Consider the following 22,568-nt stretch of genomic DNA (forward strand, 5'->3'; position numbering starts at 1 on the left):
CGATGCCCATGAAAAACCGTATCGCCGACTGGCAGGAGGACCTGACCGAATGGCGCCGCCACCTGCATGCCCATCCCGAACTGCGCTTCGAGGAACATGAGACCGCGCGTTTCGTGGCCGAAAAACTGCGGGGGTTCGGCTGTGACGAGGTGATCCAGGGCGTGGGCCAGACCGGCGTCGTGGCGGTGATCCGTGGCCGGCAGGACGGGTCGGGGCGCACCATCGCCTTTCGGGCCGACATGGACGCGCTGCCGATCCTCGAGCAGACCGGGGCGGATCATGCCTCGACCATACCGGGTAAGATGCATGCCTGCGGCCATGACGGCCACACGACCATGCTGCTGGGCGCTTGCCGCTATCTCGCCGAGACGCGCAATTTCGATGGCACAGTCGTGGCGCTGTTCCAGCCTGCCGAGGAAGGCAGCGGCGGGGCCAAGGCGATGATCGGGGACGGGGTGTTCGACCGCTACGAGGTCGACGAGGTCTATGCCATGCACAACTGGCCGGGGTTGACGCCGGGCCATTTTGCCACGCGGCCCGGACCCTTCCTGGCCTCCGCCGACAAGTTCGAGATCCGCGTGACGGGCAAGGGCGGGCACGGCGCCATGCCGCACCTGGCGGTGGACACCAATCTTGCCGCCGCCCAGATCGTGACCGCGCTGCACTCGATCCCCTCGCGAGACATCAACGCGCAGAACGCGGTGGTGATTTCCGTCTGCGGAATGAAGTCGGAGACCTTCACCTACAATGTGCTGCCCGATGCGGTGACGCTGATCGGCACTGTGCGGCAGTACGATGTCACCGACCGCGAGATGATCCGCACCCGTATCCGCCAGATCGCCGAGGCCACCGCCCTGGCCCACGGGGCGCAGGTGGAGATGGAATACATCGAGGGGGTCGATCCGCTGGTGAATGCCGAGGCGCAGGCGGATTTGGCTGCCGATGCGGGCGAGGCGGTGTCCGGCCATGTGAACCGCGAGGCGCCGCGCGTCATGGGCAGCGAGGATTTCGGCGACATGCTGCGGGTGCGTCCCGGCGCCTTTGTCTTTATCGGCAATGGCGACAGCGCCGACCTGCACAACCCGGGGTATGACTTTGACGACAGCATCGCGCCGGTGGGGGCCAGCTGGTTTGCCACCCTGGCCGAGACGCGGATGCCCTTGGCGTAAGCAGCGCGGGGCCCCGGGGGCGGGGCGACGCGCGGTCGTGGTTGCGCCCCGGACGCCGGTGCATATGTTGGCATCCATAACCGCAGCGGGTCCGAGGGGCCCCCGCGGCTCGACGAACACTCACGACAACAAGGAGGCCAAGATGCCCGTCAAGAACCGCTTTGCCGAACTGCAGGACGAGATCACCGCCTGGCGCCGCGACCTGCACGAACACCCCGAGATCCTGTTCGAAACGCACCGGACCTCGGCCCTGGTTGAGGAAAAGCTGAAGGAATTCGGCTGTGACGAGGTGGTGACCGGCATTGGCCGCACCGGCGTCGTCGGTGTCATCAAGGGGCGCGGCAATGGGTCGGGCAAGGTCATCGGGCTGCGCGCCGACATGGACGCGCTGCCGATCCATGAACAGACCGGCGTCGAATACGCCTCGAAGACCGATGGCGCCATGCATGCCTGCGGCCATGACGGGCACACCGCCATGTTGCTGGGCGCGGCAAAGTACCTGAGCGAGACGCGGAATTTCGACGGGACGGTCGTCGTGATCTTCCAACCTGCCGAAGAAGGCGGCGGCGGCGGCAAGGAAATGTGCGACGACGGCATGATGGAGCGTTGGGGCATCCAGGAGGTCTATGGCATGCACAACTGGCCGGGCCAGCCGGTGGGCAGCTTTGCCATCCGCGAAGGCGCCTTCTTTGCCGCCACCGACCAGTTCGAGATCAACCTCGAGGGCCGTGGCGGTCACGCGGCCAAGCCGCATGAGACCGTGGACACGACGGTGATGGCGTCCCAGCTGGTGCTGGCGATGCAGACCATTGCGGCGCGCAACGCCGACCCGGTCGACCAGGTGGTGGTCTCGGTCACGTCGTTCGAGACATCCTCCAAGGCCTTCAACGTGATCCCGCAGAAGGTCTTTCTGCGCGGCACGGTGCGCACCCAGTCCACCGCGATGCGCGACCTGGCGGAACAGCGGATCAAGGAGATTGCGGCGGGTGTTGCGGCCACCTATGGTGGCACGGCCGAGGTCATCTATCACCGCGGCTACCCGGTCATGGTCAACCACTCCGAGCAGACCGAGTTTGCCCGCGACGTGGCCCGGGCCGTGTCCGGGGGTGTCGACGAGGCGCCCATCGTCATGGGCGGCGAGGATTTCGCCTACATGCTGGAGGAGCGCCCCGGTGCCTATATCCTAGTGGGCAACGGCGACACGGCGATGGTTCACCATCCGGAGTACAACTTCAACGACGAGGCGATCCCGGCGGGTTGTTCCTGGTGGGCGGAGATCGTCGAACGCCGGATGCCGCTGGCGTCGTAAAGGACGGCAGGGCGCCGCTTGTGCCCCCGTTCGGGGGCACGTCGCCCCGCCCGCCGTCCCACTGTTTCAAGTGGGGCGTAAGGGGCCAGCTCGTCACACTGGCGGTGTGCACCGAAGGATGCGAGGGGCCAGCCTCTCGCGCTCGCCGGAGTATTTTGAGAGAGAAGAAGCGGGGGCGCGCGCCCTGGGTGTCACCCGACGCTCAGCAGCAGGCGCACCAGCGCCGTCTGGGCGTTGACCCCGGTCTTTTCATAGAGCCGGGACAGGTGCGTGCGGGCGGTGTTGACACTGATCCCCAGCGCCTCGGCGGCCTCTTTCGGTCCCTTGCCATCGGCGATCTGGCGGGCCAGCCGCACCTGGCCGTCCGACAGCCCGTAGACCGCCTGGGCCACCGTCAGGCGGCGGTCGATCTGGGCGTCGCCGTCGATCCGGACGTAGGTCGTGCCGTTGCGCACCGAGAGATGCACGATCGCCAGCCCGCCGGTGTCAGTCTCTCCCAGGATCGCCGGGTAACCGAAGGGGCCGCCGGTCTCCTGGGTGAAGCGGTGCAATTCGAAATAGCCGTGGTACTGCCCGGCGCGCCTCAGCGCCTCTTGCAGGGCCCTGTCCCAATCGCGCCGGTGGGCGCGCAACCGGCCCGCCGACAAGGTCAGCAGCGGGTGATCCTGCAGCCGGGCCAGCGTCACGGGGCTGGCCCAGAGCAACTGGCCCGTGGCATCGACCGAGATCGCCTCGGCGCCGCCGGGGTCGCCGTGCCGCATCACGAAGGCGGCGTAGACGATCCGCCAATCGCCCGAAATCCGTTCCAGGATCCGCGTTTCGAAGCTCTCGATCCGGGCCGACCCCGGCGGCGCAGCCCATTCGTCGTAGACCACCCAGGCCGTGTCGCCCGAGAGGGTGATGCGGAGGTTTTCCTGTCCGAAGGGCACGTTCGGGCAGCCGATGCCGCTGTCCATAACGTGTTTCATGTAGCGCGAGATCTGGGCCCAGCCGCTGTGCACGGTCAACCCGGTGGCGGGCGAGACATAAACGTCCCGCGTGCGCGGCTCCTGCACCCAGCAGCGGGCCCAGGCCGCGTAGTCGCGCTGTTGAAAGGCCGTGGTCTCGGCGCGGATCACCGCCGCGACGGCGGCGCGGTCGGGATCCTGCGCAAGGGGGACGGGCTGTGGCGGGCGGGTCATGTGCATTGGTCTATCCCTTGTGGCCTTCGGTGCCAAATCCGCCGCAGGGCGCGGGCGAGGGGAGGCAGCAGGGCGGAAAGGCCGGGACGCCAGCCCTGGCCGTGTTCCGCATAGAAGGCCTCGATGACCCGGGGGCTGTCGCTTGGTCCGCGGGGCAGGGGGCGGGTGGCAATGAAAAGGGTCGGGTCCATGATCTGTCTCCGCTGTCGGTGCTGTAAGCATCCTGACCCATGCGGAGCGGCAAGCATGTCATGCGGAACGACCACGGGAGCGCAAAAAAAAGCGCGGGCAGGGGGCCTGCCCGCGCCTGGTGTCATGGGGCGCCGGGATCGTGGCGGCGCTTCTTGCTGGTCGAAATCTCGCGCACCATCTTGCCGAAGGCCTTGCCGCGCGCCCGTGCCTCGGCCACGGTTTCGCTGTTGTAGCGGTCCTCGCGCCGCAGCTTGTCCCAACGCGCCAACCGGTCGGGATCAAGCGCGCCCGTCTCGATGGCGGCCTGTACCGCGCAGCCCGGTTCCCCGGCATGAGCACAGTCGCGGAAGCGGCATTGGCGGGCGAGATCCTCGATGTCCTCGAAGACCGCGCCGATGCCCTCGTCGGCATCCGCCAGTTGCAGCTCTCGCATCCCCGGCGTGTCGATCAGCCAGCCGCCCGCCTGGGTGGGCACCAGGCTGCGCGCGGTGGTGGTGTGGCGGCCCTTGGCGTCATCCTCGCGGATACCCTGGGTCAGCTCGTGTTCGCCGGTGAGCGTGTTGCGCAGCGTGGTCTTGCCCACGCCCGAAGAGCCGACCAGCGCCAGCGTCTGCCCGTCCTTGCACCAGGGCGCAAGGCGGGCGACTTCCTCCGGGTCGGTGGCGTCCAGCGCGATGGCGGTCACCAGCGGCGAGAGCCGCTGTGCCCGGCGCAGGTAGTCGTCCGCGTCCCGGGCCATGTCGGCCTTGGTCAGCACCACCAGCGGCAGGCAGCCCGCGGTATGGGCCAGTGCCAGGTAGCGTTCCAGCCGCGCGATGTTGAAATCGGCGTTGCAGCTGGTGACGATGCCCAGCGTGTCGACATTCGCCGCGATCCGCTGAAGCTTTGCCTCGCGCCCGGCGGCGCGGCGGGTGAGGTCGCTGGTGGGGTCCAGCCGCCGGACGGCACGGCTGCCGTCACTCAGCACCCAGTCGCCCACGGCATAGGCGCCGGTGGACTCGACGGGCAGAAGGGAGAGGGCACCCCCGGGCGCCAGCGCGCGCAGGCGGTCGCGGTGCACCTCGGAGAGGCGGGCAGGGGCCAGGCCCCGGTCATCGTCGCCCAGCTGGCGCGCGAAATGGGCCGACCATCCCAGGCCGGTCAGATCAAACTCTGTCAATGTTGTAGGTCCCGTTCAGACATGCAGGTAAAGGCCGCGGCAGGCGGCCTGAAATGCGTGCACGGGCGGCGGGCTGAAAGTTAGCGCGCGGCCCGGAGGGTCGATGCAATCTCCATCATGGCCTCCGTCCTGGGTTCGGGTTCACGGCCAATCTAGGCGCGGCACCGGCCCGCCGCAAGCGCTGGTGTTCCGGCGCGGGCGTTGCTATGCCGCGCGGGCAACACCAAGGCGGGGGCGCAGCGTGACGGCCATCAACATCATGTGCATCAAGTGGGGCACGCTGTTCGGCCCCGAGTATGTCAACCGGCTGTATTCCGGCGTGCGGCGCAACCTGTCGCGGCCCGTCCGTTTCATGGTGATGACGGAACACGCCGAGGGGCTGCACCCGGATATCGAGGTGCTGGACCTGCCGGTCGAACCCTATGCCGAACCAATGAACGCGGCGCTGGCGGTGGCCAACCGGCAGGGCGCGATGCGCAAGACTTCGCTGTTTCGTCCCGGGTTGGTGCCGGACCTCGAAGGGCCGGTGCTGGGCTTTGACCTGGACGTGGTGATCACCGGCGGGCTGGACGAGATCCACGACCTGGCGCCCGGCACCGTGGCGATGCGCCATGACTGGACGGAAAAGCGCAAGGGGCGGCCCACGGGGCACGGGTCGGTCTTTCGCTTCGATCCGGCGCAACACGGGTTCCTCTACGAGGACCTGGCCGCCAACCCCTATGAAGAGGTGGAAAAGGCGCGCGGATCGGAGCAGCGCTATACCTCGCACAAGGCGATGGACCGGGGCCTGTTCACCTATATTCCGGAGCCTTGGGTGGTGTCGTTCAAGTACGACTGCAACCCCTTTCCCGGCAACTACCTGCATGCGCCGCGCCTGCCTGCGGAGGCCCGCGTGGTCTGTTTTCACGGGCGCCCCAAGATGACGGATGCCCTGTCGGGGTATACCGGCTCTTTCATCCGCTATTCCAAGCCCTGCGACTGGTTGCAGGACCACTGGATCGACCGGGCCCGCGAAGACCTGGGCGCGGACTGGGCCTGAGGCGCAAGACATCGCCCGCCCGACAGTCCGGATCACGGGGAGCGAAAGACACACCATGACGATCACCCGGCAAGACGAACTCGACGGGATGCAGGCCATCGGCCGCATCGTGGCCAACACCCTGCAGGCGATGATCCGCGCGGCAGAGCCGGGCATGTCCACCCGCGAGTTGGACGACCTCGGGCGCCGCTTGCTGGATCGGTCGGGGGCGGCCTCGGCGCCGGAGACGACCTATGACTTTCCCGGCGCCACCTGCATCAGCGTCAACGAAGAGATCGCCCACGGCATTCCCGGCGACCGCCTGCTGCGCGCCGGGGATCTCGTGAACATCGACGTCTCGGCCAGCAAGGATGGCTTTTTCGCCGACACAGGTGCCAGCTTTCGATTTGCGATGGCGCAGCCTGACCGGCTGTGCAAGGACGGCCACCGCGCGATGCAGATCGGCATCGCGCAGGTCGCCGCGGGCAAGCCGCTTGCGGGTATCGGCGCCTCCATCGGGCGCTTTGCCGAAAAGCGCGGCTACACGCTCATTCGCAACCTCGCAAGCCACGGCGTCGGGCGGAGCCTGCACGAGTATCCGGAGGAAATCGCCACATGGCCCACCCGGGCCGAGCGCCGCCGGATCACCAAAGGCCTTGTCCTGACCGTCGAACCCTTCCTGTCGCGCGGGGGGCGGATGGCGGACGAGGCAGGCGACGGCTGGACCCTGCACAGCGTACCGCCCGCCGAGACCGTGCAATTCGAACATACGGTCGTCGCCACGCCGCGCGGCGCCAGGATCCTGACCCTGCCGGGCTGACATCGGCGGTCCGCCGGCATCCTGGCCAAGGTTCTTTGGTGTGTGGTGCAGCCCGTGGGGCGGCGCGGTGACCCGAGCCTTGGCCAGATCGCAGCCACCGCACGCCGCGCGGGCCTTGTGCGGCGGTCGGTTGTCTGCCGACGGGGGCGGCATCCCCTTGCCCCTGCGGGGCTTCGCGCGGTATGAGCGGAAAAAGAATGTGAGAGAGAGGGCAGGCGCATGGCACGTCGCGTAGTTGTCACCGGGCTGGGGCTGGTCACGCCGCTGGCTTGCGGAGTCGAAGAGACCTGGAGCCGGATCCTGGACGGCCAGTCCGGGGCGGGCACCATCAGCAAGTTCGATGCCAGCCACCTGGCGACCACCTATGCCTGCGAAGTGCCCTATGGCGACGGCAGCGACGGCACCTTCAATCCCGACGACTGGATGGACAAGAAGGAACAGCGCAAGGTCGACGAATTCATCCGCTTCGGCATCGCCGCCGCGGAACAGGCCGTCACAGACGCGGGCTGGAAGCCCGAGGGCGAGGAAGACCGCCTGCGCACCGGCGTCATGATCGGGTCGGGGATCGGCGGGCTGAACGCCATCGCGGAAACCGCGCTCCTGATCCGTGACAAGGGGCCGCGCCGGGTGTCGCCCTTCTTCATCCCCGGCGCGCTGATCAACCTGATCTCGGGCAACGTCTCGATCAAATACGGGTTCAAGGGGCCGAACCACGCGGTCGTGACCGCCTGTTCCACCGGCGCCCATGCCATCGGCGACGCGGCCCGCCTGATCAAGTACGGCGACGCGGACGTGATGATCGCGGGCGGCGCCGAGGCGGCCATCAGCGAAATCGGCATCGCGGGCTTCAACGCCTGCAAGGCGCTCAGCACGAAACGCGGCGACGATCCCAAGGCGGCCAGCCGTCCCTATGACGCCGACCGTGACGGCTTTGTCATGGGCGAAGGCGCCGGTGTCGTCGTGCTGGAAGAATACGAGCACGCCAAGGCGCGCGGCGCAAAGATCTACGCCGAAGTGGCAGGCTACGGCCTGTCGGGCGACGCCTATCACATCACCGCCCCCTCCGAGGACGGCGAAGGCGGCGAACGCTCGATGCGTGCCGCACTGCGGGACGCCGGGATCGAGGCCACGGCGCTGGACTACATCAACGCGCATGGCACCTCGACGATGGCCGACACCATCGAACTGGGCGCGGTGGAACGCCTGCTGGGCGATCACGCCACCAGCGTCACCATGTCCTCGACCAAATCCGCCACCGGGCACCTGCTGGGCGCCGCCGGCGCGATCGAGGCGATCTTCTCGATCCTTGCCATCCGCGACCAGGTGGCCCCGCCGACAATCAACCTCGACAACCCGGCGGTGGACACCCCCATCGACCTGGCCCCCAACGCCAAACGCCCGCGCAAGGTGACCTACGCCCTGTCCAACTCCTTTGGTTTTGGCGGCACCAATGCCAGCGTGGTCTTCGGCAAGGTGGAGTAATCCCGCATGTGGCGCAGCATCGCCTCGAACGCGCTGACCTTCCTGGTCGTCGCGCTGTTTCTCTTCGGCGGCGTCCTGATCTGGGCGCAGCGCGAATACCATGCCCAGGGTCCGCTGACCGCACCGATCTGCCTGGAGGTGCCGCGCGGCACCAACATGCGTGCCGTCTCCGAGGATCTGTCGGACCAGGGCGCGGTCAAGAGCGCGATGATGTTCCGCGTCGGTGCCGATTACGGTGACAAGACCCAGGCGCTGAAGGCGGGCAGCTACCTTGTCCCCGAGGGCGCCTCGATGTCCGAGATCACCGACATCGTCACCCGCGGCGGCGCCTCGACCTGCGGCACCGAGGTGGTCTACCGCATCGGCATCACCCGCGCGACAGTACAGGTCCGTGCCGTGGACCCGGCCACGGGCCGCTACGAGGAACAGGCGAGCTTCGACCCCGGCGAAGGCGACGCACCCGAGATCTATGCGCAGGTCAAGGACACCACCGGCACCCGGTTCCGCGTGGCCCTGGCCGAGGGCGTTACCAGCTGGCAGGTGGTCGAAGAGTTGAAACAGATCGACGTACTGGACGGAGAGGTCGACGTGCCCGAGGAGGGCAGCCTGGCCCCCGACAGCTACGAGATCCTGCCCGGCGACAGCCGCGCCGATGTCATCGCGCGGATGAAGGAACGCCAGGAGGTGATCCTGGCCCAGGCCTGGGCCAACCGCGCCTCGGGCCTGCCGCTGGCAAGCCCCGAAGAGGCGCTGATCCTGGCCTCGATCATCGAAAAGGAAACCGGCGGCCCGCAGGAACGCGGCGAGGTGGCCAGCGTCTTCGTCAACCGCCTCGACAAGGGCATGCGCCTGCAGACGGACCCGACGGTGATCTACGGCATCACCAAGGGCGAGGGGCCGCTGGGCCGGGGTCTGCGCCGGTCGGAACTGGATGCAGAGACCCCCTGGAACACCTACCGGATCGACGGGCTGCCGCCGACCCCCATCGCCAACCCGGGCCGCGCCAGCATCGAGGCGGCGCTGAACCCGGCGGATACGGACTATATCTACTTCGTGGCCAAGACGCTTGACCCGCGCGACGGGCACAATTTTGCCGTCACGCTGGACGAGCACAACCGCAACGTCGCCGCCTACCGCGCGCTGGAGGCGCAGCGCGACCAGTAGCGTACGCTGCCCTCACGGTTTCTAAACCGTGGGGGCGCATCTTCCCTCCCGCTAGCACTGAAAACCGGATCATGACCCCGCTCGGGGGCCTTTCGATCTGCGCGGAACGAAGGGGCGACGCCCCGAAAAGGGCCGGGAGTGACACCCCGGCAAGTCCGATCCGTCCGGCGGCCGCCGTTTTCAGATTTCCATGAGTGACATGTGACGACCCGCCCGGCCATTGCGCCGCCGGCGGGCTTTGCCGCTGGAAAAGCGGTTTGGAACCCGCTTGCAACGCTTTTCGCAAAGCGTTTCCAAGGCGCTTGGAAGCGCCTTGCGCCCGGCCTCAGCCGCCCGCGATGTCCCGCTGTTTCTTCTTCGTCAACCCGCCGAAGACGATACGGTAAGAGGTTTCGATCCGGGCCCGAAGCTCCTCCTCGGGCACCGCCTCCCAGTCCACCCGCACCCAGGAGCGGTGGAAATAGGGGGCCTTGACCGCGCGCGCCATCTCGATCAGCAGGGCCGCATCCTCGACCGAGGGCGTCTTGACCGACACCCCGTCGTTGGCCACGCCGATGCAGGCGAACATCTTGCCGCCCACCTTCCAGGCATCATGCCCGCCACCCCAGGGATCGGATCTTTCCGCCCCGGGCAGCGCCTGGCAGATCTCGTTGACCGTATCGCGTCCCATGCCCGCAGGATGCCCCGGGCGCCGCGCCGGTGCAAGCCGCACAAGGATCTCGAAGAATTCCTCTACAGATATGAAATGAAGCGATATTTTCCTCTTGATCTAAATCTAACTTGAGGAATTACGCTTTGCCCCATATTGCAATGGAAAGGACAGAGCCATGAACGCCCGCCTCGAACACGTCAACATCACCGTTCCCGACGCCCGCGCCACCGCAGATTTCCTGTCCCGCCTCCTGGGCTGGCACATCCGGTGGGAGGGCGCCTCGCTCAACAACGGCTATTCCGTCCATGTCGGCAACGCGGACAGCTACCTTGCCCTCTACACCCCCAAGGCGCCAGTCGCCGAGGCACATCCCCGCTACGGCAACGCCGCAGGGTTGAACCATGTCGGCATCGTGGTCGAGGATCTCGACGCGATCGAGACCCGTGTCCGCGCGCTTGGCATCGAGACTTTCAACCACGCCGATTACGAACCCGGCCGCCGCTTCTATTTCGATGGGCCGGACGCGGTGGAATATGAAATGGTGAGCTACGGCTGACCCCGACCGTTGCAGGGGTATTTGGACCAAGAAGAAGCCCCGAGGCGCGCGCTTGCGGTTTCTTCTTGGCAAAAATACCCCCGCCGCGCTGGAAAGACGCGGCTTGGCAGGGCAGGGGCGCCGTGCTAAGCCACGCCCATGACGACCGCTGCACATACCCTCTGCTGCATTACCTGCTGACACCGGTCGGGACATCCCGGCCATTGGCGGGACGGTCCTCTATTCCATTCGCATCATAGAGTTGCTAGGCCCGCCGCAAGATTTGCGAAGGACGAGGCCATGAACATCCGCTTCACCAACTCCCGGACCCGGAAGAAGGACGACTTCCGCCCCATAGACCCCGACAACGTGCGGATGTATGTCTGCGGACCCACGGTCTATGACCGCGCGCACCTGGGCAATGCGCGCCCGGTCCTCGTGTTCGACGTGCTCTTTCGTCTGCTGCGCCATGTCTATGGCCCGGACCACGTCACCTACGTGCGCAATTTCACCGACGTGGACGACAAGATCAACGCCACCGCGCTCAAGCGCAAGGAGGCGGGGGCATCGGGCACGCTCGAGGAGCTGGTGCGCGAGCGGTCGGACGAGACCATCGGCTGGTATCACGCGGACATGGACGCGCTGGGCGCCCTGCGGCCCACGCAAGAGCCGCGCGCGACCGAGTACATCGACGAGATGATCACCATGATCGAAGGGCTGATCGCCTCCGATCACGCCTACGAGGCCGAGGGGCATGTGCTGTTCGCGGTCGAGAGCTATGCCCAGTATGGCGCCTTGTCTGGCCGGTCGGTCGAAGACATGATCGCGGGCGCCCGGGTCGAGGTGGCGCCCTACAAGAAGAACCCGATGGATTTCGTACTGTGGAAGCCGTCTTCGGACGATCTGCCGGGGTGGGAAAGCCCCTGGGGCCGGGGGCGACCGGGCTGGCACATCGAATGCTCGGCCATGAGCTTCGCGCTCCTGGGAGAGAGTTTTGACATCCACGGCGGTGGCAATGACCTGACCTTCCCGCATCATGAAAACGAGATCGCCCAGTCGAAATGCGCCCATCCCGAGGGGGATTTCGCGCGGGTCTGGCTGCACAACGAGATGCTGCAGGTCGAGGGCAAGAAGATGTCCAAGAGCCTGGGCAACTTCTTTACCGTCCGCGACCTGCTGGATCAGGGGGTGCCGGGCGAGGTGATCCGCTTTGTCATGCTTGGCACGCACTACCGCAGACCAATGGACTGGACGGCGGAAAAGGCGCGAATTGCAGAAAGCAAGTTGCGTAGGTGGCGGAGCATCGTGGAGGGCGTAGAGCCCGGGAAGCCGCTGGAAGAAATTCTTGATCCGCTCGCGGATGACTTGAATACCGTTGTCGCGCGTGACCGCTTGGACGCTATGTCCAAAGCAATTGAACTCAAACGTCGAAATCCAGACCAAGCACGCGAGGCTCCTAGTCCTGCAGATTTTTTGGCGAGTGCAAATCTACTAGGCCTTCTGACCAATGCGCTCTCCGGTTGGGAGACGGTCTCCGTCGATCTTGCAGCGCTTGCGGACCGTCTGGCCGAGGCCCGCGCCCAGGCCATGCAGAGCAAGGATTTCTCCGAGGTAGACCGGATGAAGCAGGCTCTCATCGACGCGGGGGTCGAAGTGCGCATGTCCAAGGCGGGGGTGGACCTGGTGCCGGGCGCCGGGTTCGACGCGGCCAAGCTGGAGGCGTTGGGATGAACTCTACAAAAGGAGCCACCCGGCGCGCATGCGCCATGCCCGACCTCCCCCCCGGGAGGGCATTCGTTGGCAATATCGAAGTGAGAGCGGCTTTGGAGCTTTGGAGTGCAAACGCCGGGACTGCGTCAAGGCCCTCCCGAGGTCGGGCATGGCGCATGCGCGCCTCTTGTCTCGCCCAACTCGGGGGAAGGTCATGACCCGCGAACGCCTTTACCTCTACGACACCACGCTGCGCGACGGGCAGCAGACCCAAGGTGTCCAGTTCTCCACCGCCGAAAAGCTCAAGATCGCCGCGGCGCTCGATGCGCTTGGCGTCGATCATATCGAGGGCGGTTGGCCCGGGGCGAACCCGACCGACAGTGCCTTCTTCGAGGAGGTGGGCCAGACCCGCGCCACCTTGACCGCCTTTGGCATGACCAAGCGCGCGGGCCGCTCGGCGGCCAATGACGAGGTGCTGGCGGCGGTGACCAATGCGGGCACGCCCGCCGTCTGCCTTGTCGGCAAGACCCATGATTTCCACGTCACCACGGCGCTGGGCATCACGCTGGAAGAGAACATCGCCAATATCGCCGCCTCGGTTTCTCACCTCGTGGGGCAGGGGCGCGAGGCGCTGTTCGATGCCGAGCATTTCTTTGACGGCTATAAGGCGAATGCGCCCTATGCGCTGGACTGCCTGCGTGCCGCGCTGGAGGCGGGGGCGCGCTGGATCGTGCTCTGCGATACCAACGGCGGGACCTTGCCGCATGAAATCGGGCAGATCGTGCAGGATGTGATCGAAAAGGGGATCCCCGGCGATCACCTCGGCATCCACACCCACAACGACACGGAAACCGCCGTCGCCGGCTCGCTGGCGGCGGTGATGGCCGGGGCGCGCCAGATCCAGGGCACGCTGAATGGTCTTGGCGAACGCTGTGGCAATGCCAACCTGACGGCGCTGATCCCGACGCTGCTGCTGAAAGCGCCTTACAAGGACCTGTTCGAGACGGGTGTGAGCATGGAGGCGCTGGCCGGGCTGACGCGGACCAGCCGGATGCTGGACGACATCCTGAACCGGGTGCCGCAGAAACAGGTGGCCTACGTGGGCGCCTCGGCCTTTGCGCACAAGGCCGGGCTGCACGCCAGCGCGATCCTCAAGGACCCGACCACTTATGAACACATCGACCCCGGGCTGGTGGGCAACCGCCGCGTGGTGCCGATGTCGAACCAGGCGGGCCAGTCGAACCTGCGCCGCCGCCTGTCGGAAATGGGGCTGGAGGTCGACAAGGGCGATCCGGCGCTGGCCCGCATCCTCGACCGCGTCAAGGCGCGCGAGACCGAGGGCTATTCCTACGACACCGCGCAGGCCAGTTTCGAGCTGTTGGCGCGGGACGAGCTGGGGATGCTGCCCGAGTTCTTCGAGGTCAAGCGCTACCGGGTGACGGTGGAGCGGCGCAAGAACAAGTACGACAGGATGGTCTCGCTGTCCGAGGCCGTTGTCGTGGTCAAGGTCGATGGCGAGAAGAAACTGTCGGTGTCGGAGTCGATGGACGAGGCGGGCAATGACCGCGGCCCGGTGAACGCGCTCTCCAAGGCGCTGGCCAAGGACCTGGGCCGCTACCAGGAGGCGATCGACGACATGCGGCTGGTCGACTTCAAGGTGCGGATCACCCAGGGCGGGACAGAGGCCGTGACCCGGGTCATCATCGACAGCGAGGACGGGCAGGGGCGGCGCTGGGCCACCGTGGGCGTCAGCGCGAACATCGTCGATGCCTCGTTCGAGGCGCTGCTGGACGCGGTACGCTGGAAGCTGGTGCGCGACGGGGGGCAGGGCTGATGGACTGGGAGGCCTTCTTTGCCGTCCACAAGGACCTGCCGCGCGAGGGGCCGGGCAGCGCGGAGGACGTGGCCTGGGCGCTGGAGCTTGCCGCCTTGCCCGAGGGCGCGGCGATCTGTGACGCGGGCGCGGGTGCGGGAGGGGACGTGGCCACATTGGCGCGCGCGGGCCGGGTGCTGGCAGTGGACCTGCAGGAGGGTTTTGTCGCGCAGATGCAGGCACGTTTTGCCGACCTGCCGCAGGTCACGGTGCGCAAGGACGACATGGGGCGGATTGCCGAGTTCGCCGAGGCGCCCTTTGACATGATCTGGTGTGCCGGGGCGCTGTATTTCCTGGGTCTGAAACCGGGGCTGGAGGTGATGCGCGGGGCGTTGAAACCGGGCGGCGCGCTGGCCTTCTCGGAACCCTGTTATTTCACTGAAACGCCAAGCGCGGAGGCGCGCGCCTTCTGGGAGGATTACCCGACCCGCGACCGCGCGGGCATCGCCGCGGCGGTGGCGGCGGCAGGGTTCGAGATCCTGGGCACGCGCGATGTCTCGGACGCGGGCTGGGAGGCCTATTACCAGCCGATGGAGGCGCGGATCGATGCGCTGCGCCCTGGGGCGGACGCAAGGCTGACCGAGATGCTGGACCTCTGCGCGCAGGAGGCGCGGGACTGGCGCGCGGTGCGGCATGAGACCGGCTATCACCTTGTCGTAGCGCGGCGGCTGTCATGAGCTGGGAGGAGGGCGGCGACCTTTACGCCTGTGCGCAGATCGTTGAACGCGGCGACCCCGAGCGGTTCGTGGCGGCAATGGCGGCGCCTCTGCCGGCGCGCGCGGTGCTGATGCCGCTTTATGCCTTCAACGTCGAGGTCAGCCGCGCGCCCTGGGTCACGCAGGAGCCGATGATCGCGCAGATGCGGCTGCAATGGTGGCGGGATGCGCTGGAGGAGATCGGCGCGGGCGGGTTCATCCGGCGGCACGAGGTGGTCACGCCCTTGGCGCAGGCGCTGGCGGGGGTGGATGTGTCCGGTCTGCAAAAGGCCGTGGAGGCCCGCGAGGCGGATCTTGAGCGCGCGCCCTTCGGGAATGAAGCCGCGCTGATGGGCTACCTGGACGCGACGGCGGGGCACTTGGCGCTGGCGGCGCTCTCGGCTCTGGGGGCGCGGGTGGATGAGGCGGCGGTGCTGGCCCATGCGCGGGCAGCGGCGCTGGCGCGGTATCTGCAGGCGGTTCCGGAGCTGGAGGTGCGGGGCAAGCTGCCCCTGCCGGACGGGCGGGCAGAGGCGATCGCCTCCCTGGCCCACGCGCGGCTGGAGGAGATCCGAAAGGTGCCGTCGCTGCGGGCGCTGCGGCGCGGGCACGGGGTGGCTGGCGCGGCACTGCGGGAATTTGCGCAGGGCAAGCCGCTGCTGGCGCTGGCGGCGCGCGATCCGGCGGCGGTGGGCGAGGGGCGGCTGACGCTCAGCGAGTTTTCCCGCCGCTGGCACCTGCTGACCAGCTGAGCGGGAGGCGCCGGGTCAGGCCCGGCACGGGGTCACGCCTCGGCGGTGTCGCGGGGGCGCATCACCAGCCAGATCAGCGCGCCACCCGCCAGCACGAGGAAAGGCGCCATGGCGAGGTTGACCGCCGTCCACCCCTGTTGCGCCGAGCCGCCCGAGCAGTTCATCAGGCCACCGCTCGCCAGCGAGGCGAAGGTCACACCGCCAAAGACGATCAGGTCGTTCAGACCCTGCATCCGGCCCCGCTCATGCGGTTCATGCGCGCCCGCGAGCATGGTCGTGGCGCCGATGAAGCCGAAGTTCCAGCCCAGGCCCAGCAGCACCAGCGCGACGAAGAACTGTTCCAGCTCGACGCCCGACAGACCCACGACGCCCGCGCCGGCAAGGATCACCAGCCCCAGCGCCATGATCTTTTCGACGCCGAAGCGGGCGATCAGGTGGCCGGTGAAGAAACTGGGCGCGAACATGGCCAGGACGTGTGCGGTGACGACATTGGCCGCATCTCCGGTTTCGAACCCGCAGCCCACCACCGCCAGCGGCGTCGAGGTCATCACCAGGTTCATCAGCGCGTAGGACACGGTGGCGCAGATCACCGCCACGGCGATGCGCGGCGTCGTCAGCAGTTCCCAGCGGGAACGGCCCTTGGGCGCGTCCTCGGAGGGGCGCGGGGGGCGCGGGATGTCGAGGAAAAGAAAGAGCACCGCGCCGATGACGTTGATCGCCACCACGGCGGCATAGGCGCCCAGGAAGGGCACCACGAAGGCATCCGAGGTCGCCTTGACCAGCTGCGGGCCGATCACCGCGGACAGCAGGCCGCCCGCCATGACGTAGGAAATCGCCTTGGGGCGGAAGTCATCCGAGGCGGTGTCGGCGGCGGCGAAGCGGTAGAACCCCTGCGCGGACATGTAGGTGCCGGTGATGAGCGACCCCAGGAGGAAGATCGGGAAAGACGCGATGTAGAGCCCGTAGGCGCCGACCATGCCCCCGAGCGCGCCCGCCCCGGCGCCGACAAAGAACCCCGCGCGACGCCCGTAGCGCTGCATCAGCGCCGAAACCGGCGTCGCCGAGAGCATCGAACCCAGCACGATCAGGGAGATCGGCAGGGTGGCGAAACAGGCGTTCGAGGCCAGCGACTGTCCGGCCAGCCCGCCGATGGTGAAGATCATCGGCATCTGCGCGCCGAGGATGGCCTGGGCAAGCACCAGGACGGTCACGTTGCGCTTGGCGCGGCTGTCGGTGGGGGGCACTGTCACGTCACTCATGCGCATGGGTTAGGCGGCGCCGCTCATATGGGCAAGAGGGAATATGTCGCGCGGTGGAACAGCGGGCGCGCCGCGTGGCCGATGACGTAGCGTCATTTCGCCCAGGGATCGCCCGGCATCCTGGGGCGGAGGGGGGCGCAGCCCGCCGTCTCCCCTTGGTCGACTCCCCCGGCGATATTTTGAGAGAGAAGAAACACGGGCAGTGGCCATGCGGGCTCCGCCGCGCCCTGGGAGCGGGACGAGGGCCGGCGCGCGTGTTTCCCTTTCCCGGCGGGCTGTTCTATGGGGAGGCCATGACGGGGATCGTGATCATCGGCGGCGCGGCGGAAGCGCATGAGCTGGCCCGGGCCTTGCCCGGTGCCCATGTGCGGCTGCCTACGCGTGAACGTGTCGCGCGGCGCTGGCCGGGGCCGGTGGGTCTCGGACCGGTGACGGCGGATTGGCTGCGGGACAGCGGCGCCCGCGTGGTGGTCGAGGCCGGGCATCCCTGTGACGTGGAAACCGCCTTTGCCGTGGCGCGGGCCGCGCGCGCCGCCGGTCTGCCGCTGCTGCAGCTGGTGCGCCCGGAGTGGCGGCCCACCCGCCGCGACCGTTGGGTGGCCTTGCGCGATGTCCGCGCGGCGGCGGAGGTGATACCGGCGCGCGCGCGCGTGCTGGTGGCCACGGGGCGGGCCGCCCTGCCGGGGCTGCGGGCGCTGCGGGCCCATGTGCTGATGCGGCGCATCGGCGGCGGGCAGGCGCCTTTCCCGCTGCGCCGGGGACGCTATCTGCCTGCCGACGGGCCATTTACCGTCGCCGAGGAGATCCGCCTCTTGCGGCGCGAGCGGATCGACTGGTTGATGGTGCACAACGCGGGCGGCCCGGGCGGCTGGCCCAAGCTGGAGGCGGCGCGCCGCCTGCATCTGCCGGTGGCCATGATCGCCCGTCCGCGCCGGCCCGGCGGGCCGCGTGTCGCAAGTGTGAAGGAGGCCCTGGCATGGCTGAGGATGCACAATCTGTCGGACGGCTGATCCGCTCGGACGCCTGCGTGGCCGAGGGGGCGGCGTGGCTCGCCACGCGTGAGCCGCGTTTTGCCTTTGCGCTGGACCGGACCGGGCCCTTGCCGCTGCGGCTGCGACCCGACGGATTCGCGCAGCTGCTGAGCGCGATCGTCAGCCAGCAGGTCAGCGTTGCCTCGGCGCGGGCGATCCAGGCCCGGCTGGAGGCGGCGGGCATGGTCACGCCCCAGGCGGTGGCGGAGGTGAGCCATGACGATCTGCGGGCCCTTGGCCTGTCGCGCCAGAAGGCCACCTATGCGCAGGCACTGGCACAGGCCGGGATCGACTTCGACGCCCTGCGTGCCATGCCGACCGAGGCGGTGATCAAGCGGCTGGTGGCGGTCAAGGGGATCGGCGTCTGGACCGCCGAGATCTATGCCATGTTCAGCCTCGGGCGGGCGGATGTCTTTGCCCCCGGCGACCTCGCGCTGCAGGAAGGCGCGCGGGTGCTTTTTGACCTGCCAGAGCGCCCGCGTGAAAAGGCGCTGCGCGAAATGGCCCGCGACTGGGCGCCCTGGCGGTCGGTTGCGGCGCGCGCGCTCTGGGCCTACTACCATGTGGAGAAGAAGCGCGAGGGGATCGCATGAAGCATGTTCTTGTGGCCGTCGGGGTTATGGTGGCGGCGCTGTCCGGCGCCGCAGAGGCGCAAGATGCCGTCCGGGCCAGGGTCGTCAGCACGGGTCCCGGGTTCGAATGCCTGTCGATCTCGGCGCGCGAGGGGTGGCAGCGGCACGAGACACGGCTGACCGGCACGCTCGAGGCGCTGCGGCTTGGGCGCGGCGAGGGTTGGACGGTGGATGCCAATACATATGATCGTGTCGGCCCGGATGGCCACGGCACGGCGGACGAGGCACGTCTTGCCCCCTATGCGACCTACAAGGAACAGTCCTCGCTGCCCTTCGGGCGGCTGCTCTACCGGCTGGACGGGGGCAAGGTGGGACATTTTCCCAGCGGTTGGACGTTCAACACGCAACAGATCCGCCGGGTCATGGAATTTCGCATCAACGACACCGCGCTGCAGGACAATGCGGGCGCGGTCGAGGTCTGCTTTTTCGAGAAGCGCTGACCGCAAGCACATCACAGGAGACAGGGCATGACACGAGTATTGCAGACGGGCCGCAAGGAACCGGTATCGGGAGAGATGCGGTCCTGCGTCGTCTTCCTGCACGGCTATGGGGCCAACGGGGCGGACCTCCTGGGGCTGGCGGATCCGCTGGGCGAACACCTGCCCGACACGCTGTTCGTGGCCCCCGACGCGCCCGAGGCCTGCGCCGGGGCGCCCTTCGGGTTCCAGTGGTTCCCGATCCCCTGGATCGACGGCTCGTCCGAGGAAGAGGCGATGGCTGGCATGGCGCGCGCGGTCGACGACCTGAACGCCTTTCTCGACGCGCTGATGGTGGACGAAGACCTGCTGCCGGAACAGGTGGCCCTGTTCGGCTTCAGCCAGGGCACGATGATGAGCCTGCACGTCGGCCCGCGCCGCGAGGACGAACTGGCGGGGATCGTCGGTTTCTCGGGCCGCCTGCTGGCGCCGGAGCTGCTGGCGGACGAGTGGAAGAGCAAGCCGCCGATCCTGCTGGTGCATGGCGACCAGGACGACGTGGTGCCGCCGCAATCGCTGCCGCAGGCGGCGGAAGCGCTGCAGGAGGCGGGCTTCAAGGAGGTCTTTGCCCATATCATGGAAGGCACCGCGCATGGCATCGCACCGGACGGGCTGGGCGTGTCGCTGGCCTTTCTGCGGGACAAGTGCGGGTTCTGACGGCGCGGCTTGTGAAAAAGGGGGGTCCTCGCACGGACAGAAAGACGACGTAATGTCTTCATTGGGTTGCAGAGGCGATTTTACTGTCCGTTAGGACTTCGGGCCCCGACGGTGGACGGGATTTCCGGACTCCGACAGGGCGGATTTCTTGCTAGACTGCCAGAGCGGGTCCATTGCCCGGAGCCGTTTTGCAAATGTCCTTTGCCCGTCTTTCGCTTGTTGCCATTCTTGCCAGCGCCCTTTCCGGCCCCGCCGCCGCATTGAACGAATGCGATTTCAGTTTCGACCTCGACCGTGAAAGCAGCGCCATGCCGTCGATCCGCCGCAAGGCCGAGGAGCTGAGAGGGTTCTGGCGTCCGATCAAGGAAGCGCCGGACGATGTGCAGCAACTGGCCAAATTCGTCGGACGGTTCGACATCTGTCTTGTGACACCGGACGGCAAACCGCGCACGATCCGGCGGGGCAGGCGTATTTTTCCGACCAGAGGTTTGACGAAGCCTTTGAGAAATACACTCGGGCCGCCGATACCGGCGATCCGGTTGCCCGGAACAACCTGGGTGTGATGTACGAGAATGGTCTTGGCGTGGAACAATCCGACACGCTTGCCGCGCGGTGGTATCGTAAGGCAGCGGACCAGGGGCACGCGTCGGCCCAGAACAGCCTTGGCGTAATGTACATTAGGGCGCGCGGTGTAGCACAATCCGACAAGCTTGCCGCACAGTGGTATCGCAAGTCGGCGGATCAGGGGTATCGGTATGCTCAGTACAACCTTGGCGTGATGTATGAAGAAGGGCGCGGTGTTCCTGCGTCACCTACAGAGGCGGCCCGGCTCTATGTCGAAGGTCTCAAGCTGGGGGATGACTGGGCGGTCGAGCGGGATGTTTCGGACTGGGACCAGGCCACCGCGCGCGCCATGCAGGAGCACCTGAAAAGACTTGGCCTTTATGATGGTCCCATAGACGGGCAGATCGGCCCGGGCAGCCGCGATGCCATGCGGGCCCTGCTGCCAGACTAGCCGCGTCAAACGGCCCCTCCCACCCGATTCATGCTACACTGGGCCCCAGGGGCCGGGCGGCTCCGGTCCCGGCACAGGAAAGGCCCGTCCCATGATCATGCGCATCTTCCAGGTCACCATCCGCCCCGGCAAGGAGGCGGAGTTCGCCAAGTTCTTTCACGAAACGGCCATTCCGCTGATGAAAGGCACCGATGGAATCGTCGACGTCTATCCCGGCGCGGCGCGCGCCGAGAGTCCGCGCGATTTCGCCTTTGTCATGATCTGGCGCGACCTCGACGCCCTCAAGGCCTTTGTCGGCGAGGATTACACCACACCCCATATCGACCCCGCCGAGGCCGAGCTGGTCGAGCATCGGCTGATCCGGCACTATGACCTGGTTGCGGCCTGAGCCGGATTTGCTGTTTCGGCGCGGCGGCGGGACTTGCCAAGGTGGTTGTGATTTCAGCTCGGGAGGATTTCATGGGCCCTCTGTTTGCCCTTGTCCTGATCCTTGCCGCCGGTGAGACCACCGCCCAGGTTCTGCCGGTTTTCGATGGCGCCGGTTTCGGCAAGGTGGTCATCGACAGCAAGCAATCCGCGCCGGGCACGATTCGCAACGAGGCCATGATCGGCGCACAGAACATCGAGTTCATCTCGAACTACAGCGCCAATTCGCCCTTTGCCCGGCTTGGCCGTGCGGTGGGCAAGCTGGATATATTGACGGACAGAAACAAGTTCGTGCCCTGCACCGCCTTCCTGGTGGCGGGCAACAGGGGTGTGACAAACGATCATTGCGTGCCCGGCATTCCAGCTCACCCGAAGACCGGCGGCAATGCCATCGCGGCGGTGCGGTTCCATCTCGGCTTTGTCCGGGGCGGGGTGGACGGCAACATGCAGAGCTTTGACGTCTGCCCGGTGCCGCTGGAAGCCAACGAGGCGCTGGACTACACGGTGCCGAGACTGCTGGGTGACGCCAACACGGAATTCGGGGCGCTGGAACTGGCGGCGGTCTCGCCCCGGGATGCGGACAAGCCGCGCGAGACACCAACGCCGCCCACGGCCGGGAAACCGGTTGCGCCTGCAAGCAGCGGCTGGACTGGCCTGCGGGTTCAAGACCTCGACGCGGATATCGCCAAGGCCTTGGGGGTGTCTGGAACCAGCGGCGTACTGGTGTCCGAAGTGCTCGATGGCCCGGTCAGGGCGGCGGGGATCAAGGCGGGGGACGTGGTGCTGGAAATGGGCGGTGAAACGGTGACCGATACGCGCGGGCTTGTCGCGATGGTTCTTGCGCATCGGGCCGGGGAGAGCATTGTCGTGCGGCTCAACCGCGCGGGTCGGGACCAGTCGGTAAAGGTCACTCTGGCCGAACCTCCCAACACGCGAGCCGAACCGCCATCGGACACCTCGGAGCAGGTCCTGCCGTCTGTGACCCTGGCCCCGATCAACACGGGGCGGCGGCGCGAATTCGGCCTGTCCGAGGACCGGCGGGGCCTCTTGGTAGTCGCCGTGGACGAGAGGTCCGACGCCTGGAACAAGGGCATTCGACCCGGCGACGTGGTCTCGGAACTGGACCAGAAGAGCGTCGGGACGCTCGCAGAGGCCGAGGCGCTCACCGCTGAGCTGCGCAACCGCTGCAAGGTCTTCGTCCTCGTGTGGGGGTTCCGGAACGGGGAGGCCTGGTTCATTACCACGGATCTGTAGGAAAAACTCCGGTGCCGACCAAAGCCGAAGACAAGGGCGCAGCGCGATCCGGGAGCCTGTCCCGCAAGTCTCGCCGGGACGGCAAGGCCGGCGCCCAAAGTGCGCCC

23 protein-coding genes are annotated in these 22,568 nt (G+C 67.3%); 19 read left to right on the forward strand and 4 right to left on the reverse strand.

Features of this window, described 5'->3' with window-relative positions:
• Window positions 1–2: 2 nt before the first annotated feature.
• Entirely contained in the window at window positions 3–1,169 is a 1,167-nt protein-coding gene (locus tag BLQ71_RS03575) for a M20 aminoacylase family protein (RefSeq protein WP_074620739.1), read from the forward strand.
• Between the two features lie 142 nt (window positions 1,170–1,311).
• Window positions 1,312–2,478 (forward strand): M20 aminoacylase family protein, encoded by a 1,167-nt coding sequence (locus BLQ71_RS03580; protein ID WP_043143310.1) that lies wholly within the window; start codon window positions 1,312–1,314, stop codon window positions 2,476–2,478.
• A 191-nt stretch (window positions 2,479–2,669) separates the two neighbouring features.
• Here BLQ71_RS03580 and BLQ71_RS03585 read toward each other — a convergent pair whose 3' ends face one another.
• Both BLQ71_RS03585 and rsgA read right to left on the reverse strand, forming a co-directional pair.
• Window positions 2,670–3,665, reverse strand: a complete 996-nt coding sequence (locus tag BLQ71_RS03585) for a nuclear transport factor 2 family protein (RefSeq protein ID WP_175459220.1) — start codon at window positions 3,663–3,665, stop codon at window positions 2,670–2,672.
• Between the two features lie 307 nt (window positions 3,666–3,972).
• Complete coding sequence (gene rsgA, locus BLQ71_RS03590; RefSeq protein WP_074620740.1) at window positions 3,973–5,010, reverse strand: ribosome small subunit-dependent GTPase A; 1,038 nt, start codon at window positions 5,008–5,010, stop codon at window positions 3,973–3,975.
• 259 nt (window positions 5,011–5,269) lie between these two features.
• Here rsgA and BLQ71_RS03595 point away from each other — a divergent pair, with 259 nt between their 5' ends.
• The 4 genes from BLQ71_RS03595 to mltG all read left to right on the forward strand — a co-directional run bounded on the left by BLQ71_RS03595 (window position 5,270) and on the right by mltG (window position 9,494).
• On the forward strand, window positions 5,270–6,049 hold the full coding sequence (locus tag BLQ71_RS03595; protein ID WP_074620998.1) for a glycosyl transferase: 780 nt from the start codon (window positions 5,270–5,272) through the stop codon (window positions 6,047–6,049).
• A 55-nt stretch (window positions 6,050–6,104) separates the two neighbouring features.
• Window positions 6,105–6,848, forward strand: a complete 744-nt coding sequence (gene map, locus BLQ71_RS03600; RefSeq protein ID WP_074620741.1) for a type I methionyl aminopeptidase — start codon at window positions 6,105–6,107, stop codon at window positions 6,846–6,848.
• 219 nt (window positions 6,849–7,067) lie between these two features.
• On the forward strand, window positions 7,068–8,330 hold the full coding sequence (fabF, locus tag BLQ71_RS03605; protein WP_069208509.1) for a beta-ketoacyl-ACP synthase II: 1,263 nt from the start codon (window positions 7,068–7,070) through the stop codon (window positions 8,328–8,330).
• A 6-nt stretch (window positions 8,331–8,336) separates the two neighbouring features.
• Complete coding sequence (gene mltG, locus BLQ71_RS03610; protein ID WP_074620742.1) at window positions 8,337–9,494, forward strand: endolytic transglycosylase MltG; 1,158 nt, start codon at window positions 8,337–8,339, stop codon at window positions 9,492–9,494.
• A 325-nt stretch (window positions 9,495–9,819) separates the two neighbouring features.
• Here the strand turns inward: mltG and BLQ71_RS03615 are convergent, their stop codons facing one another.
• The gene (locus BLQ71_RS03615) at window positions 9,820–10,164 is read right to left on the reverse strand and encodes an MmcQ/YjbR family DNA-binding protein (protein WP_074620999.1); all 345 of its coding nucleotides are present in this window, start codon (window positions 10,162–10,164) and stop codon (window positions 9,820–9,822) included.
• Between the two features lie 157 nt (window positions 10,165–10,321).
• Between BLQ71_RS03615 and BLQ71_RS03620 the strand changes: the two genes are divergently transcribed.
• From BLQ71_RS03620 to BLQ71_RS03640, 5 genes are all read left to right on the forward strand, one after another.
• Window positions 10,322–10,702: a VOC family protein gene (locus BLQ71_RS03620; RefSeq protein ID WP_043143320.1), complete on the forward strand. Its 381-nt coding sequence runs from the start codon at window positions 10,322–10,324 to the stop codon at window positions 10,700–10,702.
• A 279-nt stretch (window positions 10,703–10,981) separates the two neighbouring features.
• A complete protein-coding gene (gene cysS / locus BLQ71_RS03625) occupies window positions 10,982–12,412 on the forward strand; it encodes a cysteine--tRNA ligase (protein ID WP_074620743.1) in 1,431 nt (476 codons plus the stop codon).
• 193 nt (window positions 12,413–12,605) lie between these two features.
• Entirely contained in the window at window positions 12,606–14,225 is a 1,620-nt protein-coding gene (gene cimA / locus BLQ71_RS03630; RefSeq protein ID WP_074620744.1) for a citramalate synthase, read from the forward strand.
• A complete protein-coding gene (locus tag BLQ71_RS03635; protein WP_074620745.1) occupies window positions 14,225–14,941 on the forward strand; it encodes a class I SAM-dependent methyltransferase in 717 nt (238 codons plus the stop codon). Before cimA ends, BLQ71_RS03635 begins: the two co-directional genes overlap by 1 nt.
• Window positions 14,938–15,711 (forward strand): squalene/phytoene synthase family protein, encoded by a 774-nt coding sequence (locus tag BLQ71_RS03640; RefSeq protein ID WP_074620746.1) that lies wholly within the window; start codon window positions 14,938–14,940, stop codon window positions 15,709–15,711. The genes BLQ71_RS03635 and BLQ71_RS03640 overlap by 4 nt, the downstream gene beginning before the upstream one ends.
• 32 nt (window positions 15,712–15,743) lie before the next feature.
• Here BLQ71_RS03640 and BLQ71_RS03645 read toward each other — a convergent pair whose 3' ends face one another.
• On the reverse strand, window positions 15,744–16,970 hold the full coding sequence (locus BLQ71_RS03645; protein WP_074621000.1) for an MFS transporter: 1,227 nt from the start codon (window positions 16,968–16,970) through the stop codon (window positions 15,744–15,746).
• A gap of 254 nt (window positions 16,971–17,224) precedes the next feature.
• Here BLQ71_RS03645 and BLQ71_RS03650 point away from each other — a divergent pair, with 254 nt between their 5' ends.
• The 8 genes from BLQ71_RS03650 to BLQ71_RS03685 all read left to right on the forward strand — a co-directional run bounded on the left by BLQ71_RS03650 (window position 17,225) and on the right by BLQ71_RS03685 (window position 22,461).
• Window positions 17,225–17,980, forward strand: a complete 756-nt coding sequence (locus BLQ71_RS03650; RefSeq protein ID WP_083342139.1) for a precorrin-6A/cobalt-precorrin-6A reductase — start codon at window positions 17,225–17,227, stop codon at window positions 17,978–17,980.
• A complete protein-coding gene (locus BLQ71_RS03655) occupies window positions 17,947–18,594 on the forward strand; it encodes a DNA-3-methyladenine glycosylase family protein (protein ID WP_074620747.1) in 648 nt (215 codons plus the stop codon). Before BLQ71_RS03650 ends, BLQ71_RS03655 begins: the two co-directional genes overlap by 34 nt.
• Window positions 18,591–19,073 carry a hypothetical protein gene (locus BLQ71_RS03660; protein WP_074620748.1) on the forward strand — a complete coding sequence of 161 codons (483 nt, stop codon included), beginning with the start codon at window positions 18,591–18,593 and terminating at the stop codon, window positions 19,071–19,073. Before BLQ71_RS03655 ends, BLQ71_RS03660 begins: the two co-directional genes overlap by 4 nt.
• A gap of 27 nt (window positions 19,074–19,100) precedes the next feature.
• Window positions 19,101–19,766: an alpha/beta hydrolase gene (locus tag BLQ71_RS03665; RefSeq protein WP_074620749.1), complete on the forward strand. Its 666-nt coding sequence runs from the start codon at window positions 19,101–19,103 to the stop codon at window positions 19,764–19,766.
• Window positions 19,767–19,960: 194 nt separating this feature from the next.
• The gene (locus tag BLQ71_RS03670; protein ID WP_074620750.1) at window positions 19,961–20,329 is read left to right on the forward strand and encodes a hypothetical protein; all 369 of its coding nucleotides are present in this window, start codon (window positions 19,961–19,963) and stop codon (window positions 20,327–20,329) included.
• Complete coding sequence (locus BLQ71_RS03675) at window positions 20,329–20,781, forward strand: SEL1-like repeat protein (RefSeq protein WP_074620751.1); 453 nt, start codon at window positions 20,329–20,331, stop codon at window positions 20,779–20,781. Before BLQ71_RS03670 ends, BLQ71_RS03675 begins: the two co-directional genes overlap by 1 nt.
• 91 nt (window positions 20,782–20,872) lie before the next feature.
• Window positions 20,873–21,169, forward strand: coding sequence for an antibiotic biosynthesis monooxygenase family protein (locus BLQ71_RS03680; RefSeq protein ID WP_074620752.1), 297 nt, complete (start codon window positions 20,873–20,875; stop codon window positions 21,167–21,169).
• A 71-nt stretch (window positions 21,170–21,240) separates the two neighbouring features.
• Window positions 21,241–22,461, forward strand: a complete 1,221-nt coding sequence (locus tag BLQ71_RS03685; RefSeq protein WP_074620753.1) for a PDZ domain-containing protein — start codon at window positions 21,241–21,243, stop codon at window positions 22,459–22,461.
• The last annotated feature ends 107 nt before the right edge of the window (window positions 22,462–22,568 follow it).

The sequence above is a fragment of the Antarctobacter albus genome, assembly GCF_900101505.1.
Lineage (GTDB): Bacteria > Pseudomonadota > Alphaproteobacteria > Rhodobacterales > Rhodobacteraceae > Antarctobacter > Antarctobacter albus.

Coding starts and splice junctions, on each gene's coding strand:
- BLQ71_RS03575 (WP_074620739.1), top strand. CDS start 3: ATGCCCATGAAAAACCGTATCGCCGACTGGCAGGAGGACCTGACCGAA.
- BLQ71_RS03580 (WP_043143310.1), top strand. CDS start 1,312: ATGCCCGTCAAGAACCGCTTTGCCGAACTGCAGGACGAGATCACCGCC.
- BLQ71_RS03585 (WP_175459220.1), bottom strand. CDS start 3,665: ATGCACATGACCCGCCCGCCACAGCCCGTCCCCCTTGCGCAGGATCCC.
- BLQ71_RS03595 (WP_074620998.1), top strand. CDS start 5,270: ATGTGCATCAAGTGGGGCACGCTGTTCGGCCCCGAGTATGTCAACCGG.
- map (WP_074620741.1), top strand. CDS start 6,105: ATGACGATCACCCGGCAAGACGAACTCGACGGGATGCAGGCCATCGGC.
- fabF (WP_069208509.1), top strand. CDS start 7,068: ATGGCACGTCGCGTAGTTGTCACCGGGCTGGGGCTGGTCACGCCGCTG.
- mltG (WP_074620742.1), top strand. CDS start 8,337: ATGTGGCGCAGCATCGCCTCGAACGCGCTGACCTTCCTGGTCGTCGCG.
- BLQ71_RS03615 (WP_074620999.1), bottom strand. CDS start 10,164: ATGGGACGCGATACGGTCAACGAGATCTGCCAGGCGCTGCCCGGGGCG.
- BLQ71_RS03620 (WP_043143320.1), top strand. CDS start 10,322: ATGAACGCCCGCCTCGAACACGTCAACATCACCGTTCCCGACGCCCGC.
- cysS (WP_074620743.1), top strand. CDS start 10,982: ATGAACATCCGCTTCACCAACTCCCGGACCCGGAAGAAGGACGACTTC.
- cimA (WP_074620744.1), top strand. CDS start 12,606: ATGACCCGCGAACGCCTTTACCTCTACGACACCACGCTGCGCGACGGG.
- BLQ71_RS03635 (WP_074620745.1), top strand. CDS start 14,225: ATGGACTGGGAGGCCTTCTTTGCCGTCCACAAGGACCTGCCGCGCGAG.
- BLQ71_RS03640 (WP_074620746.1), top strand. CDS start 14,938: ATGAGCTGGGAGGAGGGCGGCGACCTTTACGCCTGTGCGCAGATCGTT.
- BLQ71_RS03645 (WP_074621000.1), bottom strand. CDS start 16,970: ATGAGTGACGTGACAGTGCCCCCCACCGACAGCCGCGCCAAGCGCAAC.
- BLQ71_RS03655 (WP_074620747.1), top strand. CDS start 17,947: ATGGCTGAGGATGCACAATCTGTCGGACGGCTGATCCGCTCGGACGCC.
- BLQ71_RS03660 (WP_074620748.1), top strand. CDS start 18,591: ATGAAGCATGTTCTTGTGGCCGTCGGGGTTATGGTGGCGGCGCTGTCC.
- BLQ71_RS03665 (WP_074620749.1), top strand. CDS start 19,101: ATGACACGAGTATTGCAGACGGGCCGCAAGGAACCGGTATCGGGAGAG.
- BLQ71_RS03670 (WP_074620750.1), top strand. CDS start 19,961: ATGTCCTTTGCCCGTCTTTCGCTTGTTGCCATTCTTGCCAGCGCCCTT.
- BLQ71_RS03675 (WP_074620751.1), top strand. CDS start 20,329: ATGTACGAGAATGGTCTTGGCGTGGAACAATCCGACACGCTTGCCGCG.
- BLQ71_RS03680 (WP_074620752.1), top strand. CDS start 20,873: ATGATCATGCGCATCTTCCAGGTCACCATCCGCCCCGGCAAGGAGGCG.
- BLQ71_RS03685 (WP_074620753.1), top strand. CDS start 21,241: ATGGGCCCTCTGTTTGCCCTTGTCCTGATCCTTGCCGCCGGTGAGACC.